The sequence below is a fragment of the Pseudomonas sp. Irchel 3A18 genome (assembly GCF_900187465.1).
In the GTDB taxonomy this organism is placed as follows: domain Bacteria; phylum Pseudomonadota; class Gammaproteobacteria; order Pseudomonadales; family Pseudomonadaceae; genus Aquipseudomonas; species Aquipseudomonas cichorii.
On sequence record NZ_FYDI01000002.1, the window covers coordinates 438439 to 457123 of the forward strand.

The 18685-nt window shown below is 54.4% G+C and carries 13 protein-coding genes and 2 pseudogenes; 12 read left to right on the top strand and 3 right to left on the bottom strand.

Translation table 11 applies throughout. From position 1 onward, the window contains the following. Positions 1–1188 (bottom strand): annotated as a pseudogene (locus CKW23_RS04975) (RHS repeat protein); the annotation flags it as partial. A gap of 420 nt (positions 1189–1608) precedes the next feature. Here CKW23_RS04975 and CKW23_RS04980 point away from each other — a divergent pair. From CKW23_RS04980 to CKW23_RS04990, 3 genes are all read left to right on the top strand, one after another. Beyond that, positions 1609–2013 (top strand): hypothetical protein, encoded by a 405-nt coding sequence (locus CKW23_RS04980; RefSeq protein WP_095067144.1) that lies wholly within the window; start codon positions 1609–1611, stop codon positions 2011–2013. Between the two features lie 304 nt (positions 2014–2317). Beyond that, complete coding sequence (locus CKW23_RS04985; RefSeq protein ID WP_095067213.1) at positions 2318–2782, top strand: multidrug transporter; 465 nt, start codon at positions 2318–2320, stop codon at positions 2780–2782. A gap of 10 nt (positions 2783–2792) precedes the next feature. Further along, positions 2793–3617: an SDR family oxidoreductase gene (locus CKW23_RS04990; RefSeq protein WP_025258705.1), complete on the top strand. Its 825-nt coding sequence runs from the start codon at positions 2793–2795 to the stop codon at positions 3615–3617. 12 nt (positions 3618–3629) lie between these two features. On the opposite strand, the gene CKW23_RS04995 is transcribed toward CKW23_RS04990, so the two are convergent. Continuing rightward, the gene (locus tag CKW23_RS04995) at positions 3630–4073 is read right to left on the bottom strand and encodes a hypothetical protein (protein WP_025258704.1); all 444 of its coding nucleotides are present in this window, start codon (positions 4071–4073) and stop codon (positions 3630–3632) included. Further along, complete coding sequence (locus tag CKW23_RS05000; RefSeq protein WP_200995188.1) at positions 4060–5325, bottom strand: ATP/GTP-binding protein; 1266 nt, start codon at positions 5323–5325, stop codon at positions 4060–4062. The genes CKW23_RS04995 and CKW23_RS05000 overlap by 14 nt, the downstream gene beginning before the upstream one ends. Positions 5326–5846: 521 nt before the next feature. Between CKW23_RS05000 and CKW23_RS27155 the strand changes: the two are divergent. The 9 genes and pseudogenes from CKW23_RS27155 to CKW23_RS05040 form a co-directional block, all read left to right on the top strand. Next, positions 5847–6824: pseudogene (locus tag CKW23_RS27155) on the top strand (nitrate- and nitrite sensing domain-containing protein); the annotation flags it as partial. A 153-nt stretch (positions 6825–6977) separates the two neighbouring features. After that, a complete protein-coding gene (locus tag CKW23_RS27160) occupies positions 6978–7685 on the top strand; it encodes a methyl-accepting chemotaxis protein (RefSeq protein ID WP_371856551.1) in 708 nt (235 codons plus the stop codon). Between the two features lie 548 nt (positions 7686–8233). Beyond that, positions 8234–8749 (top strand): Hcp family type VI secretion system effector, encoded by a 516-nt coding sequence (locus CKW23_RS05010; RefSeq protein ID WP_025258081.1) that lies wholly within the window; start codon positions 8234–8236, stop codon positions 8747–8749. 78 nt (positions 8750–8827) lie between these two features. Further along, positions 8828–10870 (top strand): type VI secretion system tip protein TssI/VgrG, encoded by a 2043-nt coding sequence (tssI, locus tag CKW23_RS05015; protein ID WP_095067146.1) that lies wholly within the window; start codon positions 8828–8830, stop codon positions 10868–10870. Beyond that, positions 10863–11762 carry a DUF4123 domain-containing protein gene (locus CKW23_RS05020; RefSeq protein ID WP_095067147.1) on the top strand — a complete coding sequence of 300 codons (900 nt, stop codon included), beginning with the start codon at positions 10863–10865 and terminating at the stop codon, positions 11760–11762. The genes tssI and CKW23_RS05020 overlap by 8 nt, the downstream gene beginning before the upstream one ends. Next, entirely contained in the window at positions 11759–15079 is a 3321-nt protein-coding gene (locus CKW23_RS05025) for a toxin VasX (RefSeq protein WP_095067148.1), read from the top strand. Before CKW23_RS05020 ends, CKW23_RS05025 begins: the two co-directional genes overlap by 4 nt. Before the next feature lie 32 nt (positions 15080–15111). Next, entirely contained in the window at positions 15112–16206 is a 1095-nt protein-coding gene (locus CKW23_RS05030) for a DUF6708 domain-containing protein (RefSeq protein ID WP_319025683.1), read from the top strand. A 131-nt stretch (positions 16207–16337) separates the two neighbouring features. Beyond that, positions 16338–17432 carry a DUF6708 domain-containing protein gene (locus CKW23_RS05035; protein ID WP_371856549.1) on the top strand — a complete coding sequence of 365 codons (1095 nt, stop codon included), beginning with the start codon at positions 16338–16340 and terminating at the stop codon, positions 17430–17432. 62 nt (positions 17433–17494) lie between these two features. Then, a complete protein-coding gene (locus CKW23_RS05040; RefSeq protein WP_256590406.1) occupies positions 17495–18676 on the top strand; it encodes a DUF6708 domain-containing protein in 1182 nt (393 codons plus the stop codon). Positions 18677–18685 lie beyond the last annotated feature (9 nt).

An 18685-nucleotide genomic window follows, 5' to 3' on the forward strand; every position in this document is an offset into this window, starting at 1 on the left:
GACATGAGTCAACTGCTTCAGATTGCCACCCGCATCGTAATCGTAGGTCTGCGTGTAATTGGCCAGTTGTGCGGGGTCCGCTGGGCTCTGAAAATCTGCAAAGACGGGGCCGTGATTGACCGTCGCCAACTCTCGGCCCGTGGCTTCTGTCAGTTGATACAGCGTGTCGTATTGATACGTTGAAACCGGCTCGATGCGCTGATTGGCGAAGTACCGGATCGGCTGGGCACGATCTTCGATGCGGATGACATTACCCGTCGGGTCGTAGTCGTAAGCCAGGTCCTGCAATAACTCACCGGCGCTGCGTATCGCTTTCAACTCAAGCAGCCGACCGTCTTCATCACCATACCGAGCAGTGGTGATTACGCCATTACCTGCCGTTTCCGACTCCACACGGCCTTGGGCGTCGTAGCGAATCTCATTGACCAGTATCTGCTCAGGCTGCCCGCTGAGTTGCAAATGGCAGGAGTGCAACTCACCTGCCACCGTTTGGGCAAAACGCTGAACATTACCCTGCGCATCGGTTTGCCCGATGACCTCGCCGAGCGGGTTATAAGCCCAGCCCGTGGTCGCGCCGCTACCAGGTTCCAGCAAGGCGTCGCGCTCTGACAGCGATTCGGGCCAGTCGGGGCCGGTGAAGTCCTTGAGAAAATGCTGCGTCTGCTCGATCACTGCGCCGGTCAGGCCAAACTCGATATTCAAACACGTGCCTGCCGGGTCGTCGTGACGAATCAACTGGCCGCACTGGTTGTGGGGAGCTGAATTCACACCGCCATACGCAAGACGCTCAATGCAGCGATCATTTTCAAAAACACCTGTTGGTCTGAGCAGTTCATCATGTTCCACACGCCGGACAGTGCCACGACTGTCCCAGGCTTGCAGCACTTCGCTACTTTCGCTCAGCAACGAAACCCGCCAACCGGCATCGACGCTTTCGCTGACCAGCACTTGAGCACTGAGGGAATGAACATTGACGAGATTGGCTGGCGCGCCTTCTTCCCAAAGCCTGGGGTCGTGGCTGCCAATCGGCCGGCCAGCCGGATCAAAGAGCGAGCGATTGATACGCAAGGCAGGCGCATCATTGGCTTGCTTGCGGTACCAGGCCACGGAGCGCACAGACAGACGCCGCGGATCAACGACCGCGAGCGTCGGTGTGTCTCGATGTAGATCTGCGGATAAGCCATCCATGGCGTGAACCTCTGCCAGTCACTGCATGAAGACTAGTTCAGCGGTTGCCAGCGCAGAGAAAGTTTCGGATAGGTGGAGTTTTAGGCGGCAAGCTATAAGCCTCAAGCTATAAGCTATAAGCTATAAGCTATAAGCTTGAAGCTTGAAGCTTGAAGCAACTTACCCACTTACCCCCCCACAATTACAATCCGCAACTTATTTTTTCAAAAACCTTACACCCTGAAACCATTAACCCTATACATATCCGACTGTCGCTTCCTGTCACAAATGACAGTAGACATGCCCTTCAAGATACTCTTAACCTTGCTCAAACATTACAACATGGAAGTAACACTTGGCCATCAAATAGACACTTACCAAAAGCACCCCATACTAAAACCTTATTACACCTTGTATAAAATTATTTCAGGATGATATTAAATGAGCACTACCAAAAGCAAATCAGACGTTATAAACCTGCAAATCCAACTGAGTGACGCCACTCCCTCCGAGGCTATCACGGTGCCTTATGTACGCGAGGCAAACGAAACTTCAGAACTGGATTTCAGCATTGCAAACAGAGGGTTCACTCTGGTACTTCCGGCCTTCAAGGAAGAGATCTTTGATGAGCTGATCATGACTTTTTCCACACTGGACTATAGCGCTAACATCAACTCGAACTTGATTACGTTCAAATCAGGGGAAGCCTCGATTGATACCGTGACAAAAGACCAAATCACCGGCACGTTCAAGCGCGGAGACAAAGCCAGGATCCGGGTGTTTCTCAGGGTCTATGGTGACATCTGGATGGCCGGCAAAGACTCCATCGAGTACAGCATTGTCTAGGCTCTGTACGAAAAGTAGGCGAGCGAAGGTCAGGCAAGGCAAAAACAGGCGAGGAACGGTCGAAGTCGCGCTCGACTTTACGTGTTGTAAATGAGCATTGCGATGGGGTCGCCCAGCCCGGACTCGCGCACGAGCCTGTTTTTAACGCAGCATCACCGATCGTACAAAGCCTAGCCTGCGACATGAAGAATTAACCTCGGCACAACAGGGCCAGGCAGAATATCCCGTCATTCATGACTGCCATTGGTAAAGCTCACCTGCCTTTCGGTACGATGCCAGCTTCCATGCTGACGAGATGCACATCATGCTGATTGGTATTGTGCTTATCCTGACCTGGCTCATCCTGCTGCTGCGCTATCCGGCAAAGGCCTTGCCGGTATCACTGGCGGCTGCCGCAGGCCTGGGGGTAGTCGCTACCGTCGTGATCTGGCAGGACAGCCGCGAAGCGCGTCAACTGGAGCGCCTGGGGTTGCGTCTGGATTACGCGCCGCAACAATGCCCGGCAGGCAAACCCTTGCTGGTGCTCATCGACAATACCAACACGGTTCCCCTGCGCGAACTACGCTGGCGCGTGGCGGCCTATGCACCCGGCGATACCGTGAACCTCGCTGAAGATGCCTACACTGCGCCGCATTACAGTGGCCCCGGTGTATTGCAGCCGGGCAGTCAGTGGCAGGACTGCCTGCCGTTGCCGCCGTTGCGGCCGGGCTATCGCCCACAAAGCCTGGAGTTTCGTCCCGAACACCTTCAAGGCAGCTTCTCGGATTAAGGAAAACCACATGCCTACAGCACTTATCACCGGCTGCTCGAGCGGCATTGGCCGGGCTCTGGCGGACGCATTCAAAAACGCGGGTTATGACGTCTGGGCCACGGCACGCAAGGCTGAAGACGTCGCAGGCCTCAATGCTGCCGGTTTCAGCGCCATCCAACTGGACGTCAATGACAGCTCCGCCCTGGAACACCTGGCCAGTGAACTTGAACGGCAAGGCGTCGGCGTGGACGTGCTGATCAACAACGCAGGCTATGGCGCGATGGGGCCGCTGCTCGATGGTGGCGTAGAGGCCATGCAGCGTCAGTTCGAGACCAATGTGTTTTCCGTGGTGGGCGTCACCCGGGCCTTGTTTCCGGCCTTGCGGCGCAGCAAAGGGCTGGTGGTGAATATCGGCAGCGTCTCGGGCGTGCTGGTCACTCCCTTTGCTGGAGCCTACTGCGCCTCAAAGGCGGCTGTGCATGCACTGAGCGATGCATTGCGCCTGGAACTGGCACCGTTCTCGATTCAGGTCATGGAAGTACAGCCCGGCGCCATCGCCTCGAGTTTCGCGAAAAACGCCACCCATGAAGCCGAACAACTGATCAGCGAACAATCCCCCTGGTGGCCCATACGCGAAGGCATCCGCTCCAGAGCCAAAGCATCCCAGGACAACCCGACGCCAGCCACCGACTTCGCCCGGGAACTGCTCAAGGCCATCCAGCAGGCAAACCCGCCACGCCTGCTGCGCTTGGGCAACGGCTCGCGGGTCTTGCCGCTGATGTCATGGCTGTTGCCCAAGGGGCTACTGGAAGGAGGATTGAAAAAACGCTTCGGGCTGGACAAAGTGCTGTAAGGTTTTACACGATCATGTGTTTTTCTTTTCTGTTATCCAGAAGCGGTGGTCTTTATCCAGAAATACCACATAAAACGTATTTTCAATCATATAGCCCGCCACCGTGCCCCTCTGGCCACCCACTCCCTTTATCACGCCCCAAGCCACATTTTTGTCAATGTGGCTTGGGGCGGTGAAATCACTACGAGGCGGAAAGTCACCATATACCTTGATAAGCTGCTGTTTAACAGCCTCGTCTCGGGTCAAACGAGACAGCTCTTTCAGACGCGTCAATAAAGCAGGAAACAGCTTTTCCTGCTGCCACACTTGAAGGGTCTGAGGATCATCTTTGGGCTGAGACTCCTCAAGGTGTTTAAAACTGAACACAATAAGCTCTGCCAGCACAACAGGCTTGCGCTCCTCACGGGTATTCTCTTTACGCTCAAGCTTGCCACGCCCGGATCTATCCCTCCCCATCGCAAACCTCATCCAAAAGCTGAGACGTTGAAAACAGGGGAATGGCGCCATATTTTCCGGCTAAATAATCTTTACTGTAGCTATCGCCTTTTCGTGTGTAGTGCTCTTTGTATTCCAACAGCGAAAACAGCTCACTTTCCTGCTCTTGGTTTTTTTCGACAAACCATATCTGATCACGACGAAAAATCTTTTTATCCAGCAAGTTAGTGTCATGACAGGTCAGCAAGAGCTGACTGCCCTGGGTGTTTTTTTCATGATAGAGCTTGATGATGAATTCGCTCAGCAGGGTATGAAACTTGCTGTCAAATTCATCAACAAATAAAACCTCTTGTTTTTTTATTGAGTTATACCAAGGCCCCAACAGATAGAATAATTTCTTGGTGCCCTCCGACTCTAAGGCAAAGGGAACTTCATAGCGTTCACCGTCCTCGCCCTTGGATTTCACAATATTTATCTTTTTGCTTTTACCACTGTCATTTTTTACCGAAGGCTCCATACCGGAGGCAGCTCCAGAAGAATGTCTTCCCTCATAAAATGACAAAGGCCCCTTCGCCTCTTCCTCGATAATTTCCACATCATCGATCTGGACACTTTTCAGAACGTCCAGAGCCCAGGCTTTAAACTCAGGGTCTTTCTGATAAAGGGTAGTCGTAAACTCTTTATAGCCATCATCTGAAATGCCAGAAATAGCATTAAAGTTCCTAAACCACTCGACAACCTGATTAGACTTTTCTCCATCGAAGGAAGACAATACTGCAATGAAAGGTACAGTCGGTTTTGTTTTTTCAACAATATTTTTATCACCGAATCTTGAAACAAAAAGTTTTGCCTCAGAAAAAGAGCGCTGGTTAAAATTTATTTCCTGCCCTTCTCTATGAAAAAGCAGTGTTTCTCTGGACTCACGAGTCCAGTAAAGCCACTCTTCAGTAATAATACCATCATCAAGGGCTATGCCATATCTATAGAGCCTGTCGCCTTTCAGGAAGGTCACTTCAAACTCAGTCGGTCTATCATAATAGTTTTCTTTCAGGAAAAACGGGATGGAAAAACCAATCCGCTCAGAGGTAATCGAAGTTAGCGCCCCTAATACCAAGTGCTTAAAAATGGCCAAGGAACGAAACAGATTTGACTTACCTGAAGCATTGGCACCAAAAATCGCGACGCTTTTTACCAGACTCCTTATTCCCAATGCGTTGACATCAAACACATTACTTTGATGATGATTTTCTTTGGTTGACGTTGACGCCAACATACTTAATGTCTGTTCGGTGTTGAACGACAAAAAATTTTGTACCCGGTATTGAACAAGCATCTGTAGCACCCCGCATTAACATCATGCGAAGCTATCACTTATCATCAATATTCGCAATTTTTTTACAAAAAATGCGATTAACTGCCTAAAACCCTACAAAAAACTCTTTCAGGGAGCGGATTTGTTCACTAATAACTGCGCCCCATTTCGCACCACCCTCACCCATCTTCGCACCAACAGTGCGCACAACCCATAAAGCTTACCGTTGAGCGGCCGATACACTCAAACGGAGGCAAGACCGCTATGGCAGGCTGATATTCGATCATCTATGCAACTCCTTACAGCAAGGAGCGAATAGCGACACACATCCGTTTACGGCCAGTCTGCAAGAAACGAGGTCTGCAATGCTTAAAAATGCTCCTTTGAGTATGAAGTTACTGCTCATTCTGATGTTCCCCCTCCTTGGGCTCCTGGCCTTCTCCGGTATCTACATTGCCGACAAGATCCAGTCTCTGGATGCAATGAGCCGCACCGTTTCGGCCAGCAGTGCCGCACAAAAACTGAGCAACCTGGTCACGACCCTCCAGCGCGAACGAGGTGCAAGCGGGGTATTCCTGGGCAGTGGCGGCAAGTCAATGCAGGACAAACTCAAGAGCTTCCGTGCAGACACCGACAAGGCCGCGGCCGTGATGAAGGCTCTGCCTCGCCAGAGCGGCCTGGACAAGGTATTGCAGACCATAGACGAGCTGGGCACCTTGCGTCAGAAGGTGGATGCGCTGGGACTCAACAGCAACGAGTCGGGTGCGCGTTTCACTGACATGATCAAAAACCTGGTCGACTTCACCTACTCGCTGGAAGCCAGTGTCGATGAACCGGCAATCCTTCGGGCGCTGAGCTCGCTCAACCAGTTCGTGGCGATGAAAGAGCGTGCCGGTCGCGAGCGCGTGCTGCTCGGCCTGGCCTTCAACCAGAATCGTTTCGATGCGAACCTGTTGTCGCGTTTCAGCCGTAACCTCGGTGAGTTCAGCGGCTACTTCGAAGCCTTCCAGCGTTGGGCACCGCAGATCTTCAAGACCAAAATGGACAGCGTCCTGCAACAACCCGGCTCGCTGGAAGTGGCCCGCCTGCAGCGTCTGGCCTTCGATACTCCATTGGGCGACGCACTCAATATCAAGCCTGAAGACTGGTTCAATCTGTCGACCAACCGTATCGATCAGATGGGCATTGTCGAAGAAGAACTGAGTCAGGCGGTATTGAACCTGGCAACCGATGCTCGCGCAGATGCCCAGCGCGGCCTGTACGTGGCAATCGCCACCGTCGTACTGATGTTGATCGCGGTACTTTGTCTGGCACAACTGATCATCCGCAACATCAAATTTGCGGTCAGTGATGTCAACCGTACTCTGATTGCCCTGTCGACCAGGGATCTGACTGTCAGAACCCAATACACCGGCACGGATGAGTTTGGCGAAATCTCACGCAACCTGGACAACATGGCGCAGCAGATCAGCGACGTGATCCGGGAGATCGGCAGCGCGACCACCAAAGTCGCTCTGGGAGCCGATGAATCCTCGGCGGTCGCGGTCCAGACCAGCCAGAACGTTGCCCAGCAACGCCAGGGTACCGATCAGGTCGCCACGGCCATCAGCGAGATGAGTGCCACGGTAAAGGATGTCGCTCGCAGCACCACCGACGCCGCCGAGATGTCACAGCGCGTCAACACCAGCACCGTCCAGGGCAAGACCGAGATCGACAACACCATTCGCCTGATCAAGGACCTTTCGGTGCAGGCAGAACAGACCTCGCAGATCATCGATAACCTCAAGGGCGAGAGCGATTCCATTTCCTCCGTGCTGGACGTGATCCGTGGTGTCGCCGAGCAGACCAACCTGCTGGCACTCAACGCTGCCATCGAAGCCGCACGGGCTGGTGAACAGGGCCGTGGCTTCGCCGTCGTGGCAGACGAGGTACGCCAACTGGCCAAGAAAACCCAGGACTCCACCGTCAGCATCCAGAGCATGATCGCAAACCTGCAAGCCGGCTCCGACAGCGCAGCACAATCCATGAAGGAAACCCTGAACAAGGCTCAGGAAGGCGCAAGCAACGTGGTACGTGCAGGCGACTTGCTGGAGGAAATCGCCAACGGCATCGCGAGCATCAGCGACCGCAACATTCAGGTCGCCTCGGCTGCCGAAGAACAGAGCCTGGTGGCCGAAGAAATCCACCGCAACGTCAACGACATCAACACACTCGTCGTTCAAGTCAGCGCAGGCGCCGAACAAACGGCTCATACCAGCCGCGAACTGGCACGTCTGGCCGAGCTTCAACAAGGGTTGGTCAACCGCTTCAAGGTGGTTTGATAACCGATCAGTCAAGGCATGAGCAAAACTTGTGGGAGGCAGCTTGCTGGCGAAAAAGGCCTGAAAACCGACAGATATTCTGCGTCTGTACGCTGAAGTCGCCAGCAAGCTGCCTCCCACTTCCCCCCCCGTTGACTCGCAGACCTTTAGCCTTGGCTGCGACGGATTGTGACCTGTGAACGTCTCCTCGCCTCATGAAGCTCTCCAAAAAACCACTCTTGAGGCGCTTCCTACCCGAATGACATCACATCGCTATTATGCGCAAGAAGTTGCGCAATTTTTTGTGAGTAACCTGTGGACAGTTCCCTACAAGGCTTGTTTTTAGAAGCCTGTAGACGAGTGCGCAAGAAGTTGCGCAGTGGTGCGCAACTTCTTGCGCACTTTCAAGGGATTTCACCCCTGAAAAGTCCTAAACGCCACGAATAAATCACGCATACCATTGATTTATATAGCTATTTTTCGGACTGGCACAAAGCTTGATCAGTATTTGCCACCCACCAGGCAAATTCGCCTCCCGGGACCCTCAAGTTTCAGCAAGGAGAGCATCCATGGCTACACCCGCGTACATGTCCATCACCGGCGAAAAACAAGGCCTGATCACTGCCGGCGCCTTCACCGCCGACTCCGTGGGCAACACCTTCCAGGAAGGCCACGAAGACGAAGTGATGGTGCAAGCCTTCCATCACGACGTGATCATCCCGCGTGACCCACAGTCCGGCCAGCCAACCGGCCAGCGCGTTCACAAGCCGGTGAAAATCACCAAGGTGTTCGACAAGTCCTCGCCTCTGCTGCAAGCGGCCCTGACTTCCGGCGAGCGCCTGAGCAAAGTCGAAATCAAATGGTTCCGCACCTCGGCTCAAGGCACTCAAGAGCACTACTACACCACCGTTCTGGAAGACGCGATCCTCGTCAGCTCCAAGGACTACATGCACAACTGCCAGGACCCTGCGAACGCTCATTTCACGCACCTGGAAGACATCGAAATGACCTACCGCAAAATCACCTGGACCCACGAAGTGTCCGGTACTTCGGGCTCCGATGACTGGCGTTCGCCTGTGGCCTGATACGGCTGAGGTTTCAAGCATCGGCCAGCTTCTGCTGGTCGATGTTGTTTACGCCCTTTCAGAATCGAGGAACAAGGGATGTTCGCGCCGGCCAATCAGACCCACTTCAGCCTGACCATCGAAGGCTCCAACAGCGACCTGCAAGTCCTGGCCCTCAACGGACGGGAAGCCATCAGCCAACCGTTCGTGTTCGACGTGGAACTGGTCAGCGAGCAGCCGTCCCTGGACCTTGAAACCCTGTTGCACAAGCCCGCCTTCCTGCAACTTTCGCCTGACGGCAGTGGCATTCACGGCCAGATCTATCGCGCCGCCCAGGGTGACTCCGGCAAACGCCTGACCCGCTACTCGGTGACCCTGCGCCCGCAGTTGTCCTACCTGGCGCACCGCATCAACCAACGTATCTTCCAGAACCTCAGCGTGCCGAAAATCATCGCCCAGGTCCTTGAAGAACATGGCATCCAGAGCAACGCCTACGAATTCAAGGTCGGGTCGGTTTATCCCGAGCGCGTCTACTGCGTTCAGTACGATGAATCGGACCTGCATTTCATCCAGCGCCTGTGCGAGGAAGAAGGGATTCACTACCACTTCCAGCACAGCAGCACGGCCCACAAGCTGGTGTTCGGCGATGACCAGACGGTGTTCCCGAAACTCGCCCCCGTGGCCTATCAGCAAGACTCCGGCCTGGTCGCCAACGACCCGGTCATCAAGCGCTTCGACCTGCGCCTGGAAACCCGCACCAGCCGCACCACCCGTCGCGATTACGACTTCGAGAAACCCCGCCTGACGCTGGAAAGCGAAAACCGGGGCGACGCTCTGCCCGACCTCGAGGATTACGACTACCCGGGTCGTTTCGTGGACCGCGAGCGCGGCAAGCACCTGGCCAAGCGCGCCCTTGAGCGTCATCGCAGCGACTACCAGCTGGCCGAAGGCAAAAGTGATCAACCGTTGCTGGTCAGCGGCCATTTCCTGGCCCTGACCCAACACCCCAAGGCCAAGTGGAACGACCTGTGGCTGCTGACCGAAATCGTCCACGAGGGCAAACAGCCTCAAGTGCTGGAAGAGTCGGTGACCAGCGACACGACAGCGCTCAAGGACGATTTCCATCAGGGCTATCGCAACCGCTTCAAGGCCACGCCCTGGGACGTGCCGAACCGCCCGCCGCTGCTGCACCCCAAACCCCGCATCCTCGGCAGCCAGAGCGCCGTGGTCACCGGGCCGAAAGGCGAAGAGATCCATTGCGACCAGTACGGCCGCGTCAAGGTCCAGTTCCACTGGGACCGTGAAGGCCAGGCTGACGACAAGACCAGTTGCTGGCTGCGCGTCTCGTCCGCCTGGGCCGGTGCCCAGTACGGCGGCATCGCCATTCCGCGCATCGGAATGGAAGTGCTGGTGACCTTCCTGGAAGGCGACCCCGACCAGCCGCTGATCAGCGGCTGCCTGTACCACAAGGAAAACGTCGTCCCCTACGAACTGCCGGCCAACAAGACCCGCAGCACCTTCAAGACCCTGAGCTCACCGGGCGGTGGCGGTTACAACGAACTGCGCATCGAGGACAAGAAAGGTCAGGAACAGATCTACCTCCACGCCCAGCGCGACTGGGACGAGAACATCGAGCACGACCAGAAGATCCGCGTCGGCAACGAACGCCACGACACCGTGGAGCAGAACAGCTACAGCGAGTTCAAGGCTGAAGAACACCGCACCATCTACGCCGACCGCAAAGTCGAAGCCAGGGCCAACGATCACCTGACCGTCGCGACCAACCAGCACGTCAAGATCGGGACGGGGCAGTTCATTGAGGCCGGGCAGGAAATTCACCTGAGCAGCGGCATGAAACTCGTGATCGAAGCCGGCAGCGAACTGACTCTCAAGACCGGCGGCACCTTCATCAAGATCGACGCCAGCGGCGTGACCCTGAGTGGGCCGATGGTCAACGTCAATGCCGGTGGCAGCCCCGGCAGCGGGACTGGCGCAGCACCGTTGTTGCCGGGGCCGTTGAAGCAGGCGGATGCGGATAAGGCCGGGAAACTGCTGATCCCGGCACAGCGTCAGGCGCTGATGCAGAAGAAGCCGATTTGTGCGATCTGCGAAGCTGCCAAGCAGGAGGCGCTGGATGCTTAAGTCCGAGTGGGCGCTGGAAAATGGCCTTCCCAAAGGTCTGCCGTGGAACGGCACGGTAGGTTTGCTGCTCGATGGCGTGAGTGTCGAGCATCTGCCACGGCACCTCTATCAATGGTCGGATAATCCGGAGTTCGAGCCACTTTACCTGGGTACGCGGTGGGCCGAACTGGGTGATATTTCTCCCTGCCTTGTCCGGGTAAAAGCACAGAACAATCCGATCCTGATGCAATTCCTGAACGCGGCCCCCAAAGAGTGGGGCTACCTTGTTTTCAGCGATCAGCCATGGGATCGCATGGTCACGCATTTTCGCTGGCTCACCAGTGTGATGCATCCGCAAGGTGAAGAAGTTTTATTGCGTGTCGCCGACCCCGCCGTGACCCATGCCTTGCTCGCTCATGCAAACAGCATCAAGGACGCGACCCTGTTCGGCCCTTGCACACAGGTCGTCACTGCCGATGCCGCGCTGGGGTGCTGGCATGTAGATCAACGACCGGGCAAGGCACTGGAGCCTGAGCGCAAGCAACTCTACCGGTTGAGCGACGAACAACTGGGCCAACTGGACGAAGTGAATTTCCGTAGCCTTGTCCTTCGTCTCGATGAACACATGCACGAATACTTCCCTTCCTATCAGGCGCAAGTGACACCCTTGCAACGCTGGGAACATCTGCATGCTCTGGCGTCGACCTCTTATGACCGGGGCTTCAACACCGAACTCGACATTACCCTTTACGCAAACATTCACGGGTTTCTGGGGGAGCGAGCGCTGGAAGAACATCCAGACCTCGATGCCATTCTCAAAACCCCATCGGAACAAACGCCCGCCCAGCGACTCGAACGGGTCGCTGATATCGCACAGGAACGGGCTGAAGCCTTCAACAGGAGCCAAGGATGACCACGCCCACGTCGGCCGGCAAAAGCCCGAACGCCGTTGCAAAGAGCCGAGACGATGGCAAATCCGCCATGGGCGGCTGCCCCCTGATGAAAGCCAAAATCCAGCTCATCCCCCTGCGCTATGGCCTGGTCGAACGACTCGACCCGTCCAGCGAATTGGCGATGCCTTACAAAACCGTCTCACGTCCATTGGGCATTCGCCTGATCCGTGATGGCTGGCTCTATGTAATCGTCGACAAGAAGTCTAAGGTCATTCTTCATGAATACCGCGTTGAAAATGGCATCGTTACCCAACTGCTGTGGGACAAAAGCGAAGTCAGCGCCGATAAACGCGCAAGCAACGTAGGCGAAGCCGCGCTGGTTTTCCCGCGCTCGGACACTCTCTATGTCAACTACTCCGAAGTGCAATGGACCGCAGCCAAATGCTCGCAGGTCATCAAGCACAAGTCCGAACGTGAGTACTTCATGCAGAAGGTCAGTCTTGCCAAGGCCGACCCGGAGAAAGGCGCTGCCAACCTGCTGACACCCAAGCAGGCAGAAAAGTGGATCGCTGAGATTGCCGAACAGCCAAGCAAGGCACCCGCGATTGCAGGTGCCAAACCCGAGGAAAGCAAGGACTACCTCTGGGAGCAAGCGACCCAATTCAAGAAAACTCAACTCGGTGCCTTGAAAAAGCAGGTCAAGGGCGAGTATGAGCAGGACCATCTGTATCTGGTCATACAGGATGATATCGGCGTGCTGCGCGATCTCGCCGAACATCAGGATCTGGTCGCGGGCTGGGTCAGTGACTGGAGTAATTCGGAGGAGACGCAGAAGAAATATGTCATGGGTTGCTACATCGAAACCCTGTACACCGTGACCGGCGACAGCATTCTCAAAGCGTCGCAGGGCGATCCACGCTTTGCCACGCTCAAGGATGAAACGAACGCCGAACAACGGCAACGCATCGCGGATTACGTCAACCTTAAAAACCAACAGAAGTTTGCCAATTTATGGTCAACGCCGGTAAGCGTTGCCAGAGCAAAGATGCAGATGCGAGAAAGCCTGGGGGCGCTCTATCCCAAGTACCAGGACCTGATCGAAACCATTGATGGCAATACCGACGAGGCACTTGAAGGCGCAAAGATGGGTCAACAGGGCATCAATGACCTGGTTAACCGAACGCCCATGGAAGCATTCATCAAGGAGCAACAAGCCCATCTGGTGCGTTGGAACAAACGGCTGGAGTTGATCACCGAGGATCGCATCAAGCTGGTGACCGAGGAGCGCTTCCATCGCTCAGCCTGGTATTTCGATCCAAAGCCTCAAGGACAACGGCATGCCCTTCTGGCAACTGAATATGCAGCGCTCAAGGATATTTGCCGGACCGACGACGCGACAGAAAAACTCGCCAAACTGATTGAGAAACAACCAGGGCTTTCGATCTCCTCCTTTATAACCTTGAGCCAGGCCGACCAGAAAGACCTGCATGCAAAGCTTATGTCATTCATTAAGTCACTGCGTGACACCCTCATGGTCAAGAAAGACTATGCCGGCACACAGGATCTTAGCGGCAAGTTTGGCAATCTGCTGGCCCAGCATCTGCCAGACTCCCTTCAGCTTACCGACACCGACATGATGCTCGGCCAGCTACGTGACACCGCTTACGATCCAGCGAAACAGCTACGCCTGGCAGGCGCACTCAATGATGCGATGCAGGGTTTGCGCAGTGGTCAGCCATTCGATCCATCAAAGGTGCTGCGCAATATTCCAGGGGCCTCCTGGATAAATATTTTGCAGGCCTTCAATAAAAACGGAATAACGCTTCAGTTCTCCTCGGCCAGCCAGATCAAGAAATTCAATGAGGATGTCGCAAAACTGACCGAGCTCCGTCAGAAAATGCGATCACTCAAAAATCAGATCAAACAGACCTTGGCCAAAGAACATAAAGGCCAGCTTCCCAAAGGCAGCTACAAACCACTGGCGGCTCAACGCAAGGCCCTGCAACAGGCTGTTCTGCCTCTTGAAGGAAGCGTTGCTCAGGCCATGAGTCCCGTCGGGGATGGAGCAGGCAAAGCGGGCTTCAAGATCGCCGGGCTTAACAATGCTCAGCAGCTTGAGTTCGATAGAATGGCGGACGACCATCGGCTCAAGCGTCCATTCAAGGGAGTCAGCAAGGCTGTTTTCACACCTGTCGGGGGCGATTTATTTGCTTCGGCGGCGGCGGTTTTGCAGATTGTTAACTTTACGACGGTGGCTAGCGAGTATTTCAATAAAAAGGATGTGGACGCTTCCGACAAACTGGCGCTTATAAATGCTTTTGCTTCAATGATGGGAGGCATTTTTGCCGCTGCCCAAGGTATTGTAATCACGAGCCTCACCGTTGCCATTGGAAACTACTCAAGTAAGGCTGCGCAAATCAAAATGTCGGCAAAGTTAGGAAAACTTACTGGCGGTTTGGGCTTTGCTGCTTATGGTTTTGGGCTTTTCGCAGCCGGCTTCAGCATCGCCGGTGAAAAAGGGTCCTACGCACGTTGGTCAGAAGCATTGCGATCAGGTAATGGCGCTACATTGGCAGGCGCAAGCATGGCCCTAGCCGGCGACTCCGGACAAGTGGTTGTCAATGGCTGGGCGGCTGCCAGAACCGCCCAATATTCCTATGGAGCAATGACAAGTGTTACCCAGGCACGTGCGCTTGCTTGGGTGACTGCAGGTGGAAAACTGCTGAGCGTCGCCGCCCGTGCCAACTTGATTGGCCTGGTGCTCACAGGCCTACAGCTCGGTGGAGAATGGCTGTATAACCGCAACAATAAAACCAAGCTTGATCAGTGGTTGCTGGAAAGCACTTGGGGTAAACAGAGCAAAAATCGAACCTTAACTGAAGAGCGTCTCTCGCTGGCCGACATTACCTCCTCGCCAACGGTCTCGCTAGAACATATCGATAACAAGCCCATGCTAATCGTGCGCTTGCCCGGTATAACAGCCAGAGAACTCAACGACGCCAGCTTTGGCATCAGCGCCTACTTTTTGCAAAACAGTCAACGTAATGACTGGGAACCCTGGAGCGAGCCCTTGCTGTATCGACTCGACCTGCTAAGCCCTCCCGATGCTCCGCTCAAGTTAGGTCTGGAAATATTCCAGAACCAGGCCAATGCACAGCATGGTCTGGCTATTGTCTTGAAGTATCACCCGGTTCCCGGCGATACGGCTTTACGGGAGAAACGCTTTGAAACCACCTCGCTGGGTGGGAAAGATAACAAGCTGCTTTCAGAGGTTACTGTATTGAAGACTCGCACCACTGATGCTCCTTGGCTACTGGTTAACAGCGATATTCTATAGCCATCCCACTTGCCTATTTTCTGGTTGAATCTATGCCTTCCAAACCCGATCAAAACGACGAACTGGATCTCAAACACAACCGCCCCAAGGCGGGTGAAATACGTCGTTTTGCTACCGGCGAAAGTGTGTTTATGTCACCACTTCCCGTGCCTACCGGACAACCACCAATGGATCTCGGAGGAAGCTTTCTTGAGGTCAATGACGTCTATCTGGACGTGGGGAGCAGCAATCAAGGCAAGTCTTATCAAGCTCGACTGTGCGTAATGCTGCCTATGTTGGCAATCATCGCGTTCGTTATAATTCTTCCCATAATAATGGGCTTTGGGACATTCTTTAACTCGTTTGGAAGAACGTTCTGGTATTACTTCAGTGATTTCTTTGTGTTCGGACTATGGAGTTCACTTTGGGCAGGAAGTGCGGCCGCACTCATTGGTATATACGCCGTTGTCAGCACCACACGCGCTAAAGCCCGCACTCGCCCGATACGCTTCAACCGTCAACGCCGGGAAGTCTGTTTCTTCCCGGACGGTTCCAATGAACCGGTCATTCAGCCCTGGGAAGACACCGTCGCCTGGGTATCGGTCAGCACTGGTTATACCGGGGTGGGCGTGATGAGCAGTTACACCTTTGGCATGGCTATCGACGATCCGAAAAATGACAAGGTGCATTTTCTCAGGCAAGTAGTCATGACACCGACTCATGGGCTGGCCAAGTGGGAAGCCATTCGCGTCTACATGGAAAAAGGCCCGGATTTCTGCCCCGGCAAGGCCACCCACGAAGGCGCTCATACCTTCGACAAAGAACGCGAAGACATGCGCGAGGAATACCAGCACAAGGAACGCTCGATACTGGGCGTCGGCTGGTGGTACTTGAGCCATGTCGTCACATGGTGGCGTTTCCCGTACTGGGTCGCAGCATGGGACCAACGCTACAGCATGAAATCCATGCCCGACTCGATTGCCGAGTGGTCAAAACCTCTGCCTCCTGAACAACAGGCCACACCAAGCCCGGCCCTCAAACAGCAAAGTGCCGACCTCGAAAAAGCCTTTGCCCGGGGACAGGACTTCATGACGTATTTCAAGGCCAACCTGAGCGAAGCAAAGGCAGAAGAATCACAGAATGCCTGAGCAATAATGCCAAAACTGTAGGAGCGAATTTATTCGCGAAAGGCTGTATGACACAGATGATGGGCTGGATGCACCGGCCCCTTCGCGAATAAATTCGCTCCTACAATGCCTGCATATTTTGGTTGATTCCTATGTCTTCATCCCAAACACAGCATGACGAAATAGACCTGAAGCACAACCGCCCCAAGGCGGGTGAAATACGTCGTTTTGCTACCGGCGAAAGTGTGTTTATGTCACCACTTCCCGTGCCTACCGGACAACCCCCAATGGATCTTGGGGGAAGCTTTCTTGAGGTCAACGATGTCTATCTGGACGTGGGAAGTAGCAATCAAGGCAAGTCTTATCAGGCTCGATTGTGTGTAATGATGCCCATGCTTGTGATCATCATGAGTGTCCTCATACTTCCCACCTCAGTGGGATTGTTAACACTTAACAACCCCTTTGGCAGAACGTTTTGGTATTACTTCAGTGACTTCTTTGCCCTCGGACTATGGATTTCACTCTTGGGAGGAGGTGCGGTAGCACTCATTGGTATATACGCCGTTGTCAGCACCACACGCGCTAAAGCCCGCACCCGCCCGATACGCTTCAACCGTCAACGCCGGGAAGTCTGTTACTTCCCGGACGGCTCCGATAAACCAGTCATTCAGCCCTGGGAAGACACCGTCGCCTGGGTGTCGGTTAGCACCGGTTTTACCGGGGTGGGCGTGATGAGCAGTTACACCTTTGGCATGGCTATCGACGATCCGAAAAATGACAAGGTGCATTTTCTCAGGCAAGTAGTCATGACACCGATTCACGGGCTGGCCAAGTGGGAAGCCATTCGCACCTACATGGAAAAAGGCCCGGACTTCTGCCCCGGCAAGGCCACCCAAGAAGGCTCTCATACCTTCGACAAGGAGCGCGAAGACATGCGCGAGGAATACCAACATAAAGAACGCTCCGCGTTAGGCGTTGGCTGGTGGTATTTAACTCATATCGTCACCCTGTGGCGCGTGCCCTACTGGATCGCCGCATGGGACCAGCGCTACGCCATGAAAGCCCTGCCCGACTCGATTGCCGAGTGGTCAAAACCTCTGCCTCCTGAACAACAGGCCACACCAAGCCCGGCACTCAAACAACAAAGCGCCGACCTCGAAAAAGCCTTTGCGCAGGGGCAGGATTTCATGACGTATTTCAAAGCCAATCTGAGTCAGGCGAAGTCGGACGAATCACATAATGCTTGAGAGATTACGGTTGCGGGTAAGCCGCCATTCAGGATTTAAAAAAGAAGAATTGGCGACTGTCGATGTTTAAAAACCTGTTCAATCGCAAGAAGGTCACCACAGAAGCGGAACCGGACATACGCAATCACCGTCCTCGGGCCGGGGAGGTTCGCGCTCAGGGCTTGAACGAAACCTTGTTCCTGTCACCCTTACCGGTTTACACGGGGCAGGTACAAGGCTCCAGCCGAAGTTTTTCGGAGATGAACGATACCTTTCTTGAGGTTGGTGGCAATAATTGGGGAATGGTGAGCCAGGGCAAAATATTGGCTGCGGCAATCTGGATGGTATTGTTCACTGCCTTCGTAATGCCAAGCCTTGTGATACTTTTCGGGGTAATTTTTTACCCTGAAAGCTTCAGTGACCCATGGAGCGATCTACTCACCTTTTTACAAGTCACTGCTCTCGGCTCTCTCCTGTTTATTTTTCCGATCGGCGCCTACCTCTACGGTATGTTCTCCGACGTCATATTTTCGCGGAAAAAATATCCTGTACGCTTCAACCGTCAACGCCGCGAAGTCTGTTACGTGGATGACAAAACCCATCGCGTTCTGATCGTTCCATGGGAAGGCGTGGTGGCATGGGTTGCCAATACCCAAGGTGTCACCAGTTACGGTGCCACACGCCAGTACACGTTTGGGATGGGGCTGGAAGACGACGAGCAGGACAAAGTGCAGTTTATTCTGCTGCCGCAACCAAGCGATGCTCATGCCCTGGGGATGTGGACTTCAATTCGCAACTACATGGAAGACGGCCAGTTAGTAGATGCGCCCAACCCGATGCATGCGGCACTGGGGCTAGTCCCCAGCGAGGATCGCCTCAAACCTTACGAAGGGTTGCACACTTTTGAAGTCGAGCGCGAAGAAGCTCGCTGGATGTGCAACATGACCGACGAAGGCGCCAGCCTTTCGGACGAGGAACGCGAAAGCTATGGTTACCCCAAGCGCACACCATGGCCATTGCGTCGCTGGTATATCTGGCGTGTGCTGAGCTTCTGGAAAATGCCTTACATGTTGGCCGAATGGAGCCACAGAGCCGGGCGACCTGTCCTGCCGGAACAAGTCCAAACCTGGTCCCAACCGCTACCACCGGAACAATGGTTAAAACCAAGCCCTGCACTGGTGAAAGCTAATCAGACTGTCAAAACCGCTATGGACAAAAATGGCGCAACCTTTGTCGAGGCGTGCAAAGCGGCAGGCCTGCATTGATGAGATATC

Coding starts and splice junctions, on each gene's coding strand:
- CKW23_RS05020 (WP_095067147.1), top strand. CDS start 10,863: ATGCTTAAGTCCGAGTGGGCGCTGGAAAATGGCCTTCCCAAAGGTCTG.
- CKW23_RS04980 (WP_095067144.1), top strand. CDS start 1,609: ATGAGCACTACCAAAAGCAAATCAGACGTTATAAACCTGCAAATCCAA.
- CKW23_RS04985 (WP_095067213.1), top strand. CDS start 2,318: ATGCTGATTGGTATTGTGCTTATCCTGACCTGGCTCATCCTGCTGCTG.
- CKW23_RS05025 (WP_095067148.1), top strand. CDS start 11,759: ATGACCACGCCCACGTCGGCCGGCAAAAGCCCGAACGCCGTTGCAAAG.
- CKW23_RS05040 (WP_256590406.1), top strand. CDS start 17,495: ATGTTTAAAAACCTGTTCAATCGCAAGAAGGTCACCACAGAAGCGGAA.
- CKW23_RS05035 (WP_371856549.1), top strand. CDS start 16,338: ATGTCTTCATCCCAAACACAGCATGACGAAATAGACCTGAAGCACAAC.
- CKW23_RS04990 (WP_025258705.1), top strand. CDS start 2,793: ATGCCTACAGCACTTATCACCGGCTGCTCGAGCGGCATTGGCCGGGCT.
- CKW23_RS05030 (WP_319025683.1), top strand. CDS start 15,112: ATGCCTTCCAAACCCGATCAAAACGACGAACTGGATCTCAAACACAAC.
- CKW23_RS04995 (WP_025258704.1), bottom strand. CDS start 4,073: ATGGGGAGGGATAGATCCGGGCGTGGCAAGCTTGAGCGTAAAGAGAAT.
- CKW23_RS05000 (WP_200995188.1), bottom strand. CDS start 5,325: ATGTTGGCGTCAACGTCAACCAAAGAAAATCATCATCAAAGTAATGTG.
- CKW23_RS27160 (WP_371856551.1), top strand. CDS start 6,978: ATGAGTGCCACGGTAAAGGATGTCGCTCGCAGCACCACCGACGCCGCC.
- CKW23_RS05010 (WP_025258081.1), top strand. CDS start 8,234: ATGGCTACACCCGCGTACATGTCCATCACCGGCGAAAAACAAGGCCTG.
- tssI (WP_095067146.1), top strand. CDS start 8,828: ATGTTCGCGCCGGCCAATCAGACCCACTTCAGCCTGACCATCGAAGGC.